Source organism: Serratia sp. TSA_105.2, from assembly GCF_052692115.1.
Genome location: NZ_JBQZFT010000001.1, coordinates 71,148 through 85,251, shown reverse-complemented (window position 1 = coordinate 85,251; position 14,104 = coordinate 71,148). Strand labels below are relative to the sequence as shown.

At 60.8% G+C, this 14,104-nt stretch carries 13 protein-coding genes; 4 read left to right on the top strand and 9 right to left on the bottom strand.

Translation table 11 applies throughout. The features are described 5' to 3' along the window. Window positions 1-602 precede the first annotated feature (602 nt). Together ACUTSC_RS00355 and ACUTSC_RS00350 are read right to left on the bottom strand one after the other, a co-directional pair. Window positions 603-1,292, bottom strand: coding sequence for an LrgB family protein (locus tag ACUTSC_RS00355; RefSeq protein ID WP_004936833.1), 690 nt, complete (start codon window positions 1,290-1,292; stop codon window positions 603-605). Continuing rightward, window positions 1,285-1,707, bottom strand: coding sequence for a CidA/LrgA family protein (locus tag ACUTSC_RS00350; RefSeq protein WP_047570376.1), 423 nt, complete (start codon window positions 1,705-1,707; stop codon window positions 1,285-1,287). Before ACUTSC_RS00350 ends, ACUTSC_RS00355 begins: the two co-directional genes overlap by 8 nt. Window positions 1,708-1,847: 140 nt before the next feature. Between ACUTSC_RS00350 and ACUTSC_RS00345 the strand changes: the two genes are divergently transcribed. Further along, window positions 1,848-2,735, top strand: coding sequence for a LysR substrate-binding domain-containing protein (locus tag ACUTSC_RS00345; RefSeq protein ID WP_197767573.1), 888 nt, complete (start codon window positions 1,848-1,850; stop codon window positions 2,733-2,735). Between the two features lie 76 nt (window positions 2,736-2,811). Here ACUTSC_RS00345 and ACUTSC_RS00340 read toward each other — a convergent pair whose 3' ends face one another. The 5 genes from ACUTSC_RS00340 to ACUTSC_RS00320 form a co-directional block, all read right to left on the bottom strand. Then, on the bottom strand, window positions 2,812-4,461 hold the full coding sequence (locus tag ACUTSC_RS00340) for a Na+/H+ antiporter (protein WP_033636184.1): 1,650 nt from the start codon (window positions 4,459-4,461) through the stop codon (window positions 2,812-2,814). A gap of 197 nt (window positions 4,462-4,658) precedes the next feature. Further along, entirely contained in the window at window positions 4,659-6,020 is a 1,362-nt protein-coding gene (locus ACUTSC_RS00335) for an NCS2 family permease (protein ID WP_197767574.1), read from the bottom strand. Window positions 6,021-6,352: 332 nt separating this feature from the next. After that, a complete protein-coding gene (locus tag ACUTSC_RS00330) occupies window positions 6,353-6,760 on the bottom strand; it encodes a VOC family protein (RefSeq protein ID WP_197767575.1) in 408 nt (135 codons plus the stop codon). A gap of 47 nt (window positions 6,761-6,807) precedes the next feature. Beyond that, window positions 6,808-7,476 (bottom strand): glutathione S-transferase N-terminal domain-containing protein, encoded by a 669-nt coding sequence (locus ACUTSC_RS00325; RefSeq protein WP_197773939.1) that lies wholly within the window; start codon window positions 7,474-7,476, stop codon window positions 6,808-6,810. Next, complete coding sequence (locus ACUTSC_RS00320; RefSeq protein ID WP_197767576.1) at window positions 7,473-7,916, bottom strand: lipocalin-like domain-containing protein; 444 nt, start codon at window positions 7,914-7,916, stop codon at window positions 7,473-7,475. Before ACUTSC_RS00320 ends, ACUTSC_RS00325 begins: the two co-directional genes overlap by 4 nt. Window positions 7,917-8,112: 196 nt before the next feature. Here ACUTSC_RS00320 and bhsA point away from each other — a divergent pair, with 196 nt between their 5' ends. Then, on the top strand, window positions 8,113-8,373 hold the full coding sequence (bhsA, locus tag ACUTSC_RS00315) for a multiple stress resistance protein BhsA (RefSeq protein ID WP_025304435.1): 261 nt from the start codon (window positions 8,113-8,115) through the stop codon (window positions 8,371-8,373). Window positions 8,374-8,428: 55 nt separating this feature from the next. Here bhsA and ACUTSC_RS00310 read toward each other — a convergent pair whose 3' ends face one another. Next, window positions 8,429-9,346, bottom strand: coding sequence for a LysR family transcriptional regulator (locus ACUTSC_RS00310; RefSeq protein ID WP_049201481.1), 918 nt, complete (start codon window positions 9,344-9,346; stop codon window positions 8,429-8,431). A gap of 132 nt (window positions 9,347-9,478) precedes the next feature. Here ACUTSC_RS00310 and ACUTSC_RS00305 point away from each other — a divergent pair, with 132 nt between their 5' ends. After that, entirely contained in the window at window positions 9,479-10,228 is a 750-nt protein-coding gene (locus tag ACUTSC_RS00305) for a 3-oxoacyl-ACP reductase family protein (RefSeq protein ID WP_445653024.1), read from the top strand. Window positions 10,229-10,290: 62 nt separating this feature from the next. Here ACUTSC_RS00305 and ssb1 read toward each other — a convergent pair whose 3' ends face one another. Then, the gene (gene ssb1, locus ACUTSC_RS00300; RefSeq protein WP_063988542.1) at window positions 10,291-10,824 is read right to left on the bottom strand and encodes a single-stranded DNA-binding protein SSB1; all 534 of its coding nucleotides are present in this window, start codon (window positions 10,822-10,824) and stop codon (window positions 10,291-10,293) included. A 277-nt stretch (window positions 10,825-11,101) separates the two neighbouring features. Here ssb1 and uvrA point away from each other — a divergent pair, with 277 nt between their 5' ends. Further along, window positions 11,102-13,930, top strand: coding sequence for an excinuclease ABC subunit UvrA (gene uvrA, locus ACUTSC_RS00295; RefSeq protein ID WP_197767578.1), 2,829 nt, complete (start codon window positions 11,102-11,104; stop codon window positions 13,928-13,930). Window positions 13,931-14,104 lie beyond the last annotated feature (174 nt).

Sequence of the window (14,104 nt, the reverse complement as noted above, 5' to 3'; positions counted from 1 at the left end):
TAGCACTTTTTCATTACGTTAATGAAAGGGACCGTCCGGATTTAGGCAAAGCCTGGCCGTCCGACAGTTTAAGTCAGAATAAAAAACCGTAGAAAAGCTGGGTATCCCCCCAACTAAGAAAGAATGAAATGGTTAATCCAGAGGTTCCCCCTGTGCCTCAATTTGTTGAGCTGTGAAGTATAGGAGAGGATATTTTTTTTGGCGAAATGTGCGAAAGGGAATAAATGACCATTTTATTTCCCCGATATTACTCAGGGATGACGAGCGTATTCCTCTTGTATTAATCCGATATAATTAGAGAGAAATTCATATTCTCTTGTATTATTCACCACAGTTAATGTGCAACAATACTTACGATAAGAGCCTCTCCATATCAATAAGTTATACTTTATTGTTTTGATGATAATACTTTATAAGTAAATTAATTCATTTTCATTTAAAATGAGCGGCAATTTTGCCCGCGGCGCATCTATCGTTTTTTGTTATAACGATGGGAAAAATTATGCTGAAAAATTTCTTCGTTTTTTCGGGCGCTCATCGACGGCACCGTTCCCAACGACAGACAATGTAAAATGGGGCGGCAGAGCCCGCCCCGAGAGGTCTTACCACATCAGCCGGCCGATCAGCGGCGCGGCCACCACCGTGATAATGCCGGCCAGCATCATCACCAGGCTCGATACCACGCCCTCCTGCGGCCCCAGTTCATAAGCGCGGGCGGTGCCGGCGCCGTGCGACGAGGCGCCAAACCCGGCTCCCTTGGCCAGGCGGCTGCGCACCGCCAGCCGCAGAAACAGAATGTCGCCCACCGCCATGCCGAACACCCCGGTGATCACCACGAACAGCGCCACCAGATCCGGCTGCCCGCCCATCTGCTTGGCGGCCTCCAGCGCGAACGGCGTAGTAATCGAACGCACCGCCAGGCTGCGCTGTACCTCTTCCGGCAGCGTCAGCAGGCGCGCCAGCCACACCGAGCTGTACACCGCCACCAGCACCGCCGTCGTTACCCCGGCGGTCAGCGACAGCCAGTGGCGGCGGATGATGTGCAAATTCTCGTACACCGGCACTGCAAAGGCGATGGTCGCCGGCCCCAGCAACCACAGCAGCCAGTGGGTTTCGCCAATATAGTCCTGATAGGAGATGTGGGTGACCACCAGCAGCAGCACCAGGATCATCGGCGTCAGCACCAGCGGCATCAGCAGCAACGTGCGGCGGCGGCGATAGAGTTTCTTGTTGGCGAAGTACAGCGCCAGCGTCGCCAGAAAGCAGGCCAGGCTGAGGATAAAATCATTCATGGCGCAACTTCCGTCGCTGCAGCCAAATCTCCAGCCGATACACCCTGTCCACCACCAGCCCGGTGGCGCCCAGCGTCAGCATGGTGCTGACCGCGATCACCAGAAAGATCTTCCAGCCCTCGACCATCAGCAGCTGGGCATAGTTGACCACCGCCACCACCGCCGGCACGAAGAACAGCAGCATTTCTGCCAGCAGCCAGCGGGAACCGGCCTTGACCCAGCTCAGCGGCAGAATGCGCAGCAGGATCAGCGCCAGCAGCATCAGCATGCCGACGATATTGGCGGGGAGCGGCAGGTGGAATTGTTGCACCAGACGATCGGCGATCAGGAACAGCGCCGCATACAACGCCACCTGAATCGGCACCTGCAAACGGGTCAGCAGGGAGGGGGCAACGCGGCGTAACGCCAGAGACATGAAAGATGACCTCAAACAATAAATTGACGGCCTACAGTATACGCAGCCGGGAAACCACGCCTGAAATGAATTAAAATTATCGACATCATGCCGTCCGGGAATAGTTTCCCGCCGGTAGCGCCCTCAAGGAGAACCCTAACGTGGATGTCCGCACCCTGCGCTACTTCGTTGAAGTGGTGCGCCAGCAAAGCTTCACCCGCGCCGCGGAAAAACTGTTCGTCACCCAGCCCACCATCAGCAAGATGCTGCGGCATCTGGAAGAGGAGCTGGAATGCACGCTGCTGATCCGCGAAGGCCGCAAGCTGCGCCTGACCGACAGCGGCCAGGCGGTGTATCAGCGCGGCCTGACGATCCTCGACGAATTCCGCCAGCTGGAGGCGGAGCTGGAAGACATCAGCTCGGTGAAAAAGGGCGTGCTGCGGCTGGGCATTCCGCCGATGGTCGGCAGGCAGATCGCCGATCTGATCCGCCGCTTTCGCCAGACCTACCCCGGTATCGAATTGAAAATTTCCGAGCTGGGCGGGCTGTCGGTCGAACAGGCGGTGATGTCCGGCGAACTGGATCTGGCGATGACGGTGCTGCCCTTCGATTCGGAACAGCCGCTGACCTTTCTGCCGCTGCTGGGCCATCCGATGTGCGTGGTGGCGCCGCGCACGCCGCAGTGGCTCAACCGCACCCGCATCAATATCACCGAATTGGCCGACAGCCCGATCCTGATTTATAACGAAGACTTTGCGCTGTACAAGATGCTGATGAAGGCGTTTCGCCAGGCCGGTTTTGAACCGCAAATCGCGGTGCGCAGCGGCCAGTGGGACTTCCTCGCCTCGATGGTGCAGGCCGGCGTGGGCATCGCCATGCTGCCGGAGCCGGTCTGCCGCTGGCTGGACAAGGAAAACCTGGTCTGGCTGCCGCTGGAGCCGCGCATGGAGTGGAAAGTCGGGCTGATCTGGCGCCAGGGCAGCTACCTGTCGCACAGCGCGCAGGCCTGGATCGCCTGCTGCCGCGACTACTGGCCGCCGCTCAAGTAGCCAAAAAACAAGGGCCGCACAGGCGGCCCTTCAGGACAGAGATAAAGCGGATAAACGTTTATTCCCCCTCGGAGATTTACCCTTCGCGCTCGATCAGCAACGCTTCGAGCAAGTCGAGATCGTGCAGCAGTTTTTGCAGCGTCTCGTTGCTGATTTTCTGCGTGGCGCGCAGATGGTATAGCTCGCCGCGCTCGGCGCGCAGCGCCGTCAGGCGGAAACGCCGCTCGAGGTTTTCCATCGCCAGCGCATTCTCGATATCGTCTTTCGACGCGATGCGCCGCCGCAGCATGCCCGTCACCCGCGAACTGACCTCTTTCAACACCTGCGGATCGAGGTTCTCTTCGGTATCGGCAACCAAACGCTCTTCCATTTTATTCACGCTCTCGATCGCCACCTCGGCCGCCATGGCGATCGCCATGCGTTCTTCCTGCTTGCTGGCGCTCTTGTCGGCCACCTGCACACCGCGCAGCAACAGCGGCAACGCCAGCACGCCGACGATCAACGACAGCAGGATCACCCCGGCGGCGATAAACACCAGCTGATAGCGCGCCGGGAAGGCGGTGCCGTCGCTCAGCAACAGCGGTATCGACAGCACACCGGCCAGGGTAATCGCCCCGCGCACCCCGGCGAACGACGCCACCCACAGCTCACGCGTGCTGTAGTCGCCAAACTGCAGCGGGCGCTTTTTCATAAAGCGGTTGCTGGCCTTCTTCATCACCCACAACCAGGTGAAACGCAGCACCAGCAGCGCGGCGTAGATGGTGGCCACGTCGGCGAACAGGTACCAGGTCTGGATGGTCGGATCCAGCTCCGCCTGCAGGATAGAGGTTTCAAGAATGCCCGGCAGCTGCAGGCCCAACATGATGAACACCATGCCGTTGAACACGAACTCCAACATCGCCCATACGCTGTTGGCGCGCAGGCGCATCGCCAGCGGCGCGTTGCGGATCACGCCGGATTGGCTGATGGTCATCCCCGCCGCCACCGCCGCCAGGATGCCGGAAACGCCGATATGTTCGGCGATCAGGTAGGAGGCGAACGGCAGCAGCAGCAGGAACACGATCTGGGTCGCCGGGTCGTCGCCGCTCCAGCGGCTCATCACCCGCAGCGATTTACTGTAGGTCCAGGTGACCGCCACGCCGGCCAGCAGGCCGCCGATCGCCACTTTGAGGAACTCGAGGGTCGCGCCGCCCACGGTGAACACCATGGTGCCCATCGCCACCGCGATGGCGAACTTGAGCGACACCAGACCGGACGCGTCATTCATCAGCGCCTCGCCCTCGAGCACGCCCATGATCGGCTTGGGAATGCGCCCTTTACCGACGATGCCGGACAGCGCCACGGCATCGGTCGGCGACAGCACTGCCGCCAGCGCGAAGGCCGCCACCAGCGGAATGCCCGGCACCATGGCGTAGATCAGATAGCCGACGCCGACCACGGTGATCAGCACCAGCACCAGCGCCAGGCCGAGAATTTCACGCCCGTGGTGCAGGAATTCGCGCGTCGGCGTTTTCCAACCGTCAGCGAACAGCAGCGGCGGAATGAACAGCACCAGGAACAGTTCGGGATCAAAGTCGACGTGCAGCCCGAAATGCGGCCAGGCCAACAGGGCTCCGATGGCGATTTGCATCAGCGGCAGCGGCACCTGGAACGGCAACATGCGCGTCACCACCCCGGACAGGGAGACCACCAGGATCAAAATGAGGATTGTAAAAAAGATTTCCATGCTTTCCTTAGACTCTACGATTCAGACGACATCGGCTCAGGGCCTGCGTTGGTCCCGATAGTAGATCACTTTTTTTACAGCCGTTAAAGCTTGTTGTGCCTTTCAAAACGCGGTGCAGAACAGAAGAAGACTTATCTTAAGAAGGGAAATGCCGTGACAGATTCCCCCGCCCATCGGGCGAGGGAAACCCGAGGGGCTTAAATCGCCCAGCCGCCGGCGTAAAACGCCACCAGCGCCACGGCGATCAGCACGGTGCCGATGTTCAGCTTGCGCCATTCGCCGGAGAAGATGCGGCCGATGACCAGCGAACTGAAGCCCAGCATGATGCCGGTAACGATGTTGCAGGTCAGTACGATGAACACCGCGCACAGCAGGCCGGCCATCGCGTCGACGAAGTCGTTGAAGTCCAGCTTGGTGACGTTGCTCAGCATCAGCAGGCCGACGTACATCAGCGCCGGTGCGGTGGCATAGACCGGCACCAGATAGGCCAGCGGCGACAGGAACAGGATCAGCAGGAACAGAATGCCGACCACGGTGGCGGTCAGGCCGGTCTTGCCGCCCGCGGCGGTGCCGGCGGCGGATTCGATGTAGACCGCGGCGGGCGCGGCGCCCACCAGGCCGGAGAAGATGCTGCTCAGGGAATCCGAGGTCAGCGCCTTGCCGCCGTTGATGATCTGCCCGTCTTTATCCAGCAGGTTGGCTTGCCCGGCCACCGCGCGGATGGTGCCGGTGGCGTCGAACACCGCGGTCATCACCAGCGCCAGCACGCTCGGCAACACCACCGGCTGCAATGCGCCCATGATATCCAGGCTGAAGATCAACGATTTGCCGTCAGCATCCGCCAGGCTCGGCATGGCGAACAGCCCCTGGTATTTCACCGCCGGGTCGACGATCAGGCCGATGATGGAAATGGCGATGATCACCAGCAAAATGCCGCCGGGCACGCGCAGTTTTTCCAGGCCGAAGATCACCGCCAGGCCGACCAGCGTCATCACCACCGGGAAGGAGGTGAACGCGCCGAGCGCCACCGGCAGGCCATCCAGCGGGTTCTTCACCACCAGGCCGACGCCGTTGGCGGCGATCAGCAGCAGGAACAGACCGATACCGATGCCGGTGCCGTGCGCCACCCCCATCGGCAGGTTGCGCAGGATCCAGGCGCGGATGCCGGTGACCGAGATAATGGTAAATAGCACGCCCATCACGAACACCGCGCCCAGCGCCACCGGAATGCTGATGTGCTGGCCCAGCACCAGGCTGAAGGCGGTGAAAGCGGTCAATGAAATCGCACAGCCGATGGCCATCGGCAGGTTAGCCCACAGCCCCATCAGCAGCGAGCCCAGACCGGCCACCAGGCAAGTGGAGACAAACACCGCCGCCGGCGGGAAGCCCGCTTTGCCCAGCATGCTCGGCACCACGATCACCGAGTACACCATCGCCAGGAAGGTGGTCAGCCCCGCCACCACTTCCTGACGCACGCTGCTGCCGCGCGCGGAAATTTTAAAATAGCCATCAAGCCCGCCGGTTGGTTTTGCGGCGTGGTTCGCTTGAGAGTTCGACATAGGTTACTTCCCCTGTGTTTCATGAATCGGCCCGTTACAGCAGGCCTGTAATCTCGCCCGCGCCCGATCGCCACGTAATCGTTTACGTCACGTTCCGCATCCTTGCCCTTCCGTCGCATCGCCAACGGCGATGCGCACCAAGGCAAACGTTTAACTCGCCGCGCGCGGTACGGGTAATTTATGGTGGTTTATTCAAGGCAAACGATTATCCTGCCTTCCATAGCGTCTAATCAACTAAAGATCGCGGCAATTTATGCAGAAAGTGGCGGGAATGGCGCCTGCACGATAAAACCGGGGCGACGGGCGCCCCGGCGAACGCCGTCACGGCGAGATTATTGCGTCTGCACCGCGGCGGGATCCATATACATCAATTCCCAGATATGGCCATCCAGATCCTGAAAACCGTGGCCGTACATCACGCCGTAGTCCCGTGGCGGGTGATAAGTGTTGCCGCCGCCGGCGACCGCCTTGCGCACCAGTTCGTCCACCGCCGCCCGGCTGGGCTGCGACAGGCACACCAGCACTTCGGTGGTCTGTTTGGCGTCGCCGATCGGATTCGGGGTAAACACCCTGAATTTTTCATGGGTCAGCAGCATCACGTAAATCGTGTCGCTGACCACCATGCATGCGGCAGTGTCATCGGTAAATTGCGGGTTGAAAGTGAAACCCAGGTGGGTGAAAAACGCCATCGAGGCGGGCAGATCGCGTACGGGCAGGTTAACGAAGATTTGCGTAGCCATGGGCTACCTCCGATGAAGAATGACCCCATCGAGTATAGCCCATCCGGTTAGCTCAGCAGGTCGTAAGGGCCGCCCTGCTCCAGTGCCCGCTGGTAGGCGGGCCGGGCGTGAATGCGCTGCAGAAAGCCGCGCAGCTTCGGGCAATCATCCAACGCGCCGCGCGCCGCCATCGCTTCCAGCGGGAAGCTCATCTGAATGTCCGCCGCGCTGAAGTCGTTGCCGACGAACCAGCTGCCCTTGTTCAGGTGCTGTTCGAGGAATTCGCACTGCGGCGCGATCTGCTTGTCGAGATATTCGCGCTGCACGCCCTTGCCGATCGCGCCGGCCACTGGCCGCAGCAGCCAGGGGATTGGCGGCTGCCCGAGACGGCTGAACACCAATTTCATCACCAACAGCGGCATCAGCGATCCTTCGGCGTAGTGCAGCCAGTAGCGATACTGCTGGCGCGCGTGGAAGTCGGTCGGCATGAACATCCCTTGCGCGTCATAGGCTTCCTGCAGGTATTCGATGATGGCGCCGGATTCCGCCAGCGTCAGATCGCCGTCGACGATCACCGGCGATTTGCCCAGCGGGTGGATCTTTTTCAGCGCCGCCGGCGCCAGCATGGTCTGCGGATCGCGTTCGTAGCGTTGCACCTGATAGGGCACGCCCAGCTCTTCCAGAAACCACAGAATGCGCTGCGACCGTGAGTGATTGAGATGATGAACAATGATCATAAAGAAGCTCCTGTCCGCTGCCACACCAGTTCGCCCACCTGCACGCCATTGCCGAGCTGCAAGGGGACCGTGCGCAACGTCAGCCGATCGCCGCTGAAAGCGTAAAAACGCATCTGACGGCTGCCTACCCAGTTGGGGAACGAACAGCCTTCGACCTGATGCACCACCCGCTGCTCGCTTTCCTCCACCTGATAGCGGCCGAAGTAGCAAATCATATTGATGAAGGCCGCGCGGATCTCCCGCTCGGACCCCTGCGCCAAATCGTCGGCGGCGAAACGCGGCCGCACGGCGCTGTACAGCTGCGCCGCCATCGTGCCGTTGGCCTCATAGTGGATGCGCCCCAACACCTGCTCGCCCAGCGGGTAATTCAGCTCGCCGTTCTGGTTTTTGAACACCGACGACACCAGCGCCCAGCTGCCGATAAACGCGTTTACCGTCATTACGCTTCTCCGGTTAAAGATCGTCTGTAAAGGGTAGTGGCGATTTTTACCGCGCGCCAGCGGGTGAAAAAACAATCAATTTATTTGATAGAGATACTCAAAACTCTCCGATTTTTTATTCCAATCTGCCGCACTACTATTTAACACATCGAGAGACAACGGGCTCTCATCCAATCAATACGCTGAGGAATACATCATGAAAAACGTCAAAATTTTTGCTACCGCTGCGCTGCTGGCTACCGCTTCTTTCGCTACCTTCGCCGCTGACCTGCCTTCCAGCCAACCCGCTGCAGACGCCCAGAAAATCGGCGTAGTCTCCGTTAGCGGCGCCACCAACCTGAGCGCGCTGGAAAGCGAACTGGCCAGCAAAGCCGCCGCGTCGGGCGCCAGCTCATACCGCATCGTCGCCGCCGGTGGCCAGAACAAACTGTACGGCACCGCAGAAATCTTCAACTGATCGTCGAACAGCCAACCGACGGAAGAAAGAAGCCCCGCAAGGGGCTTTTCTCGTTTTAGCGAGCGTCGAAGCGTGTCGCCAGCTTCTGCAGGCGAAACTGCTCGGTGATGAAATCGACAAAAACCCGGGTTTTGGTCGGTAAGAATTTGGTGGTGGGAAAATAAAGGTGCATGCTGCCGCGATCGACATACCAGCCCGGCAACACCCGCACCAGGCGGCCGTTTTCCAGATAAGGCACCGCATTCGGCATGGCGATCAAGGCAATGCCCAAGCCCATTTCCGCCGCCCGCGCCGCCGCCTCCGGCTCGTTTACCGTCATGCCGATCGCCATCGCCGGCGCATGCTGCTCGTTTTCCGCATTGCGCAGCGGCTGATGGCGGATACGCCCGGTCTGCGGCGAACGGATGAAAATCCCGGTGTGTTGCGCCAGCTGTTCCGGCTGCCGCAGCGGCGGCCGTTGCCGCAGATAATCCGCCGAAGCCACCAACACGCCGTGTGCGGGCGCCAGCTCGCGCGCAATCATCCCCTGAGCCAGTTCGATGCCGCCGCCCAACGCGGCGTCGAAGTGCTCGCCGATCAGATCCACCTGGCGATTATCAAAATGCCAGTCCGGCACGATCGCCGGATAACGCGCCAGAAAATCCGGCAACATCGGCAACACGAAATTCAGACCGAAAGCGGTGCCCATGCTGATCCTCAGGCTGCCGGCCGCCACGCCACCGCTGCTGCTCAGGCCCTTCAACGCGCACTGAATCGACTGCAGACCACCGCTGACTTCCTGCAAAAAACGCTCACCCTCTTCGGTCAGGATCAGCTGGCGAGTGTTGCGCTGGAACAGGCGCACGCCAACCAGCGTCTCCAGCCGGGTGACGTTTTTGCCCACCGCCGCCGGGCTGAGGCCCAGCTTGCGGCCGGCGGCGGAAAAGCTGCCGTTTTCCGCGCTGCTGACGAAGCATTCCAGGTGTCCCAGCATACTTTTCCTCTATGGATTTCAAACTAATGGTTTGAACTGATTATAGCTCTTTGTGGCTAGTGGCCGTGCCGGCGATCTCCGATACTGAATGCCGGCACTTTACTTTACCCTCACCCACTTTGGAGAAATAACATGACCACAGCACATCCTCTACAAGGCAAAGTCGCGTTCGTTCAAGGCGGTTCACGCGGCATCGGCGCCGCCATCGTTAAACGGTTGGCGAGCGAAGGCGCCGCCGTCGCCTTTACCTACGCCGCCTCGGCCGATCGCGCCGAAGCGGTGGCAAGCGCCATCACCACCGCCGGCGGCAAAGCCCTCGCCATCAAGGCCGACAGCGCCGATGCGGCAGCGCTGCAGCAGGCGGTGCACCAGGCGGTCAGCCAGTTCGGCAATCTGGATATTCTGGTGAACAACGCCGGAGTGTTTACGCTGGGCAGCACCGAGGAGCTGGCGCTGGACGATTTGGATCGCATGCTGGCGGTCAACGTGCGCAGCGTGTTCGTCGCCAGCCAGGAGGCGGCGCGCCACATGAACGACGGCGGCCGCATCATCCACATCGGCAGCACCAACGCCGAGCGCGTGCCGTTCGGCGGCGCGGCGGTGTATGCGATGAGCAAATCGGCGCTGGTCGGCCTGACCAAAGGCATGGCGCGCGATCTCGGCCCGCGCGGCATCACCGTCAATAACGTGCAGCCCGGCCCGGTGGACACCGAGATGAACCCGGACGCCGGCGAATTCGCCGATCAACTCAAGCAGCTGATGGCGATCGGCCGCTACGGCAAAGATGAAGAGATCGCCAGCTTCGTCGCCTACCTCGCCGGCCCGCAGGCGGGTTACATCACCGGCGCCAGCCTGAGCATCGACGGCGGCTTCTCGGCGTAACGCCCCCTGAAATACAAAAAGCCCCGTAAAGGGGCTTTTTGTTGGCTGCAAACAGCCGGATATCAGAACGGGATATCGTCGTCGAAATCCATTGGCGGTTCGTTGCTGCTGGCTGCCGGAGCGCTGTTCTGCGCCGGGCGAGACTGCTGCTGGCCGCCGCTGAACTGGTTGCCGCCCTGTGGCTGCTGAGGCTGGCCCCAACCGCCCTGGCCGCCGGCAGATTGACCGGCCGGTGCGCCGCCGCCCTGACGGCCGCCCAGCATCTGCATGGTGCCGCCGACGTTAACCACCACTTCGGTGGTGTATTTTTCCACGCCGGACTGATCGGTCCATTTACGGGTCTGCAGGGAGCCTTCGATGTAGACCTGAGAGCCTTTGCGCAGGTATTCGCCCGCCACTTCGGCCAGTTTGCCGAACAGCACGACGCGGTGCCACTCGGTCTTCTCTTTCTGTTCGCCGGTCGCCTTGTCACGCCAGCTTTCGGAGGTCGCCAGGGTAATGTTGGCCACTGCGCCGCCGTTCGGCATGTAACGGACTTCTGGATCCTGACCCAGATTCCCGACCAGAATTACTTTGTTTACGCCTCTGCTGGCCATGAGCACTTCTCCCGATGATTGATTTCTACACAGTATAAACGCGTCAGTTTACCACGCTGAGTGCGAAACCACACCCGTGTTGATAAGTGCGAATTGCATTCCAGAATTGTCTTTTCGATCGACCTTGTTGCATTCGCATACTGGATATTCATTCAGGTTTTTTTGTGTCATAATTATGCGTTTCGACCAGGCTGTGCCGGTTTTTTGCGAGATCCATCACAAAATCCCCCGCAAAAATCGCGACAGGCGCGGTGTATCATCAAGACGGGAAGTGTAAATGGACAATATCGAAGTTCGTGGTGCTCGAACCCATAATCTGAAAAACATCAACCTGATCATCCCGCGTGACAAACTGATCGTCGTCACCGGCCTGTCCGGTTCCGGCAAGTCATCGCTGGCTTTCGATACGCTGTATGCCGAAGGGCAGCGGCGCTATGTCGAATCACTCTCCGCCTATGCGCGCCAGTTCCTGTCGCTGATGGAAAAGCCGGACGTCGATCATATCGAAGGCCTGTCGCCGGCGATCTCCATCGAGCAAAAATCCACCTCGCACAACCCGCGATCCACGGTCGGCACCATCACCGAGATCCACGACTACCTGCGCCTGCTGTTCGCCCGCGTCGGTGAGCCGCGCTGCCCGGATCACCATGTGCCGCTGGCGGCGCAAACCGTCAGCCAGATGGTCGATAACGTGCTGAGCCAGCCGGAAGGCAAACGCCTGATGCTGCTGGCGCCGGTGGTGAAAGACCGCAAGGGCGAGCACACCAAAACGCTGGAAAACCTGGCCGCCCAGGGCTATATCCGCGCGCGCATCGACGGTGAAGTGTGCGATCTGTCCGACCCGCCGAAGCTGGAGCTGCAGAAGAAACACACCATCGAAGTGGTGGTCGATCGCTTCAAGGTGCGCGACGACATGGCGCAGCGCCTGGCCGAATCGTTCGAAACCGCGCTGGAACTGTCCGGCGGCACTGCGGTGGTGGCGGATATGGACGACGAGAAAGCGGACGAGCTGCTGTTCTCCGCCAACTTCGCCTGCCCGATCTGCGGCTACAGCATGCGCGAGCTGGAGCCGCGCCTGTTTTCTTTCAACAACCCGGCCGGCGCCTGCCCGACCTGCGACGGCCTGGGCGTGCAGCAGTTCTTCGATCCGGATCGCGTGGTGCAAAACCCCGAGCTGTCGCTGGCCGGCGGCGCGATCCGTGGCTGGGATCGTCGTAACTTCTATTACTTCCAGATGCTGCGCTCGCTGGCGGAGCACTATGAGTTCGACGTCGAAGCGCCGTTCAACACCCTGAGCGCCGACGTGCAGAAAGCGGTGCTAAGCGGTTCCGGCAAAGAGTCGATAGAATTCAAATACATCAACGATCGCGGTGACACCACCGTGCGCCGCCATCCGTTCGAAGGCGTGCTGCACAACATGGAACGCCGCTATAAAGAGACCGAATCCAGCGCAGTGCGCGAAGAATTGGCGAAGTTCATCAGCAACCGCCCTTGCGCCTCGTGCCACGGCACCCGCCTGCGCGAAGAAGCGCGCAACGTGTTCGTCGAAGACACCACGCTGCCGGAGATCTCCGATCTGAGCATCGGCCATGCGATGACCTTCTTCCAGAACATGAAGCTCAGCGGCCAGCGCGCCAAGATCGCCGAAAAAGTGCTGAAAGAGATCGGCGATCGCCTGAAGTTCCTGGTGAACGTCGGCCTGAACTACCTGTCACTGTCCCGCTCGGCGGAGACGCTCTCCGGCGGCGAAGCGCAGCGTATCCGTTTGGCCAGCCAGATCGGCGCCGGCCTGGTGGGCGTGATGTACGTGCTGGACGAGCCGTCGATCGGCCTGCACCAGCGCGACAACGAGCGCCTGCTGGAAACGCTGATCCACCTGCGCAACCTCGGCAACACGGTGATCGTGGTGGAGCATGACGAAGACGCCATCCGCGCCGCCGACCACGTGATCGACATCGGCCCCGGCGCCGGCGTGCACGGCGGCCAGGTGGTGGCGGAAGGCACCGTCGACGACATCATGGCACAGCCGGACTCGCTGACCGGCCAGTTCCTCAGCGGCAAACGCGAGATCGCCATTCCGGCGCAGCGCGTGCAGGCCGATCCGACCAAGGTGCTGAAGCTGAGCGGCGCGCGCGGCAACAACCTGAAGGACGTGACGCTGACGCTGCCGGTCGGCCTGTTTACCTGCATCACCGGCGTGTCCGGCTCCGGCAAATCGACGCTGATCAACGATACGCTGTTCCCGATCGCCCAGCGCCAGCTCAACGGCGCCACCATCGCCGAGCCAGCGCCGTTCCGCGAAGTGACCGGCCTGGAACATTTCGACAAGGTGATCGACATCGACCAGAGCCCGATCGGCCGTACGCCACGCTCTAACCCGGCCACCTACACCGGCATCTTCACCCCGGTGCGCGAGCTGTTCGCCGGCGTGCCGGAGTCGCGCAGCCGCGGTTATACGCCGGGCCGATTCAGCTTCAACGTCAAGGGCGGGCGCTGTGAAGCCTGCCAGGGCGACGGGGTGATCAAGGTCGAGATGCACTTCCTGCCGGACATCTATGTGCCATGCGACCAATGCAAGGGCAAGCGCTATAACCGCGAAACGCTGGAAGTGAAGTACAAGGGCAAGAGCATCCACGAAGTGCTGGAGATGACCATCGAAGAAGCGCGTGAGTTCTTCGACGCGGTGCCGGCGCTGGCGCGCAAGCTACAGACCCTGATGGATGTCGGCCTGTCGTACATCCGCCTCGGCCAGTCGGCCACCACGCTCTCCGGCGGTGAGGCGCAGCGCGTCAAGCTGGCGCGCGAGCTGTCGAAACGCGGCACCGGCCAGACGCTGTATATCCTCGACGAACCGACTACCGGCCTGCACTTCGCCGATATTCAACAGCTGTTGGCGGTACTGCATCAGTTGCGCGATCAGGGCAACACCATCGTGGTCATCGAGCATAACCTGGACGTGATCAAGACCGCCGACTGGATCGTCGATCTGGGGCCGGAAGGCGGCAGCGGCGGCGGCGAGATCCTGGTCGCCGACACGCCGGAAACCGTGGCCGAGTGTGAAAAATCGCACACCGCGCGCTTCCTGAAACCGCTGTTGAACAAGTAGTATCGCCGGCGTGCGGGCCGTCGCTCAGGCGGCCCGCACGCTGACCCGTTTCGCTGCAATCAAACAGAAACGGGCAAGGTTTCGACATTTTCAGGCATTTCCCTCCGCGCTCACCGCTTTTATCATCAATGTTCCCTCGGCGGCCGCCCTGTCTGATTCAGGCCGCGTCTCACC

Bases quoted from the DNA above. Each gene is read 5' to 3' on its own strand.
- ACUTSC_RS00355 (WP_004936833.1), bottom strand. From the start codon at position 1,292: ATGAATGATTTTATCCTCAGCCTGGCCTGCTTTCTGGCGACGCTGGCG.
- ACUTSC_RS00350 (WP_047570376.1), bottom strand. From the start codon at position 1,707: ATGTCTCTGGCGTTACGCCGCGTTGCCCCCTCCCTGCTGACCCGTTTG.
- ACUTSC_RS00340 (WP_033636184.1), bottom strand. From the start codon at position 4,461: ATGGAAATCTTTTTTACAATCCTCATTTTGATCCTGGTGGTCTCCCTG.
- ACUTSC_RS00335 (WP_197767574.1), bottom strand. From the start codon at position 6,020: ATGTCGAACTCTCAAGCGAACCACGCCGCAAAACCAACCGGCGGGCTT.
- ACUTSC_RS00330 (WP_197767575.1), bottom strand. From the start codon at position 6,760: ATGGCTACGCAAATCTTCGTTAACCTGCCCGTACGCGATCTGCCCGCC.
- ACUTSC_RS00325 (WP_197773939.1), bottom strand. From the start codon at position 7,476: ATGATCATTGTTCATCATCTCAATCACTCACGGTCGCAGCGCATTCTG.
- ACUTSC_RS00320 (WP_197767576.1), bottom strand. From the start codon at position 7,916: ATGACGGTAAACGCGTTTATCGGCAGCTGGGCGCTGGTGTCGTCGGTG.
- bhsA (WP_025304435.1), top strand. From the start codon at position 8,113: ATGAAAAACGTCAAAATTTTTGCTACCGCTGCGCTGCTGGCTACCGCT.
- ACUTSC_RS00310 (WP_049201481.1), bottom strand. From the start codon at position 9,346: ATGCTGGGACACCTGGAATGCTTCGTCAGCAGCGCGGAAAACGGCAGC.
- ACUTSC_RS00305 (WP_445653024.1), top strand. From the start codon at position 9,479: ATGACCACAGCACATCCTCTACAAGGCAAAGTCGCGTTCGTTCAAGGC.
- ssb1 (WP_063988542.1), bottom strand. From the start codon at position 10,824: ATGGCCAGCAGAGGCGTAAACAAAGTAATTCTGGTCGGGAATCTGGGT.
- uvrA (WP_197767578.1), top strand. From the start codon at position 11,102: ATGGACAATATCGAAGTTCGTGGTGCTCGAACCCATAATCTGAAAAAC.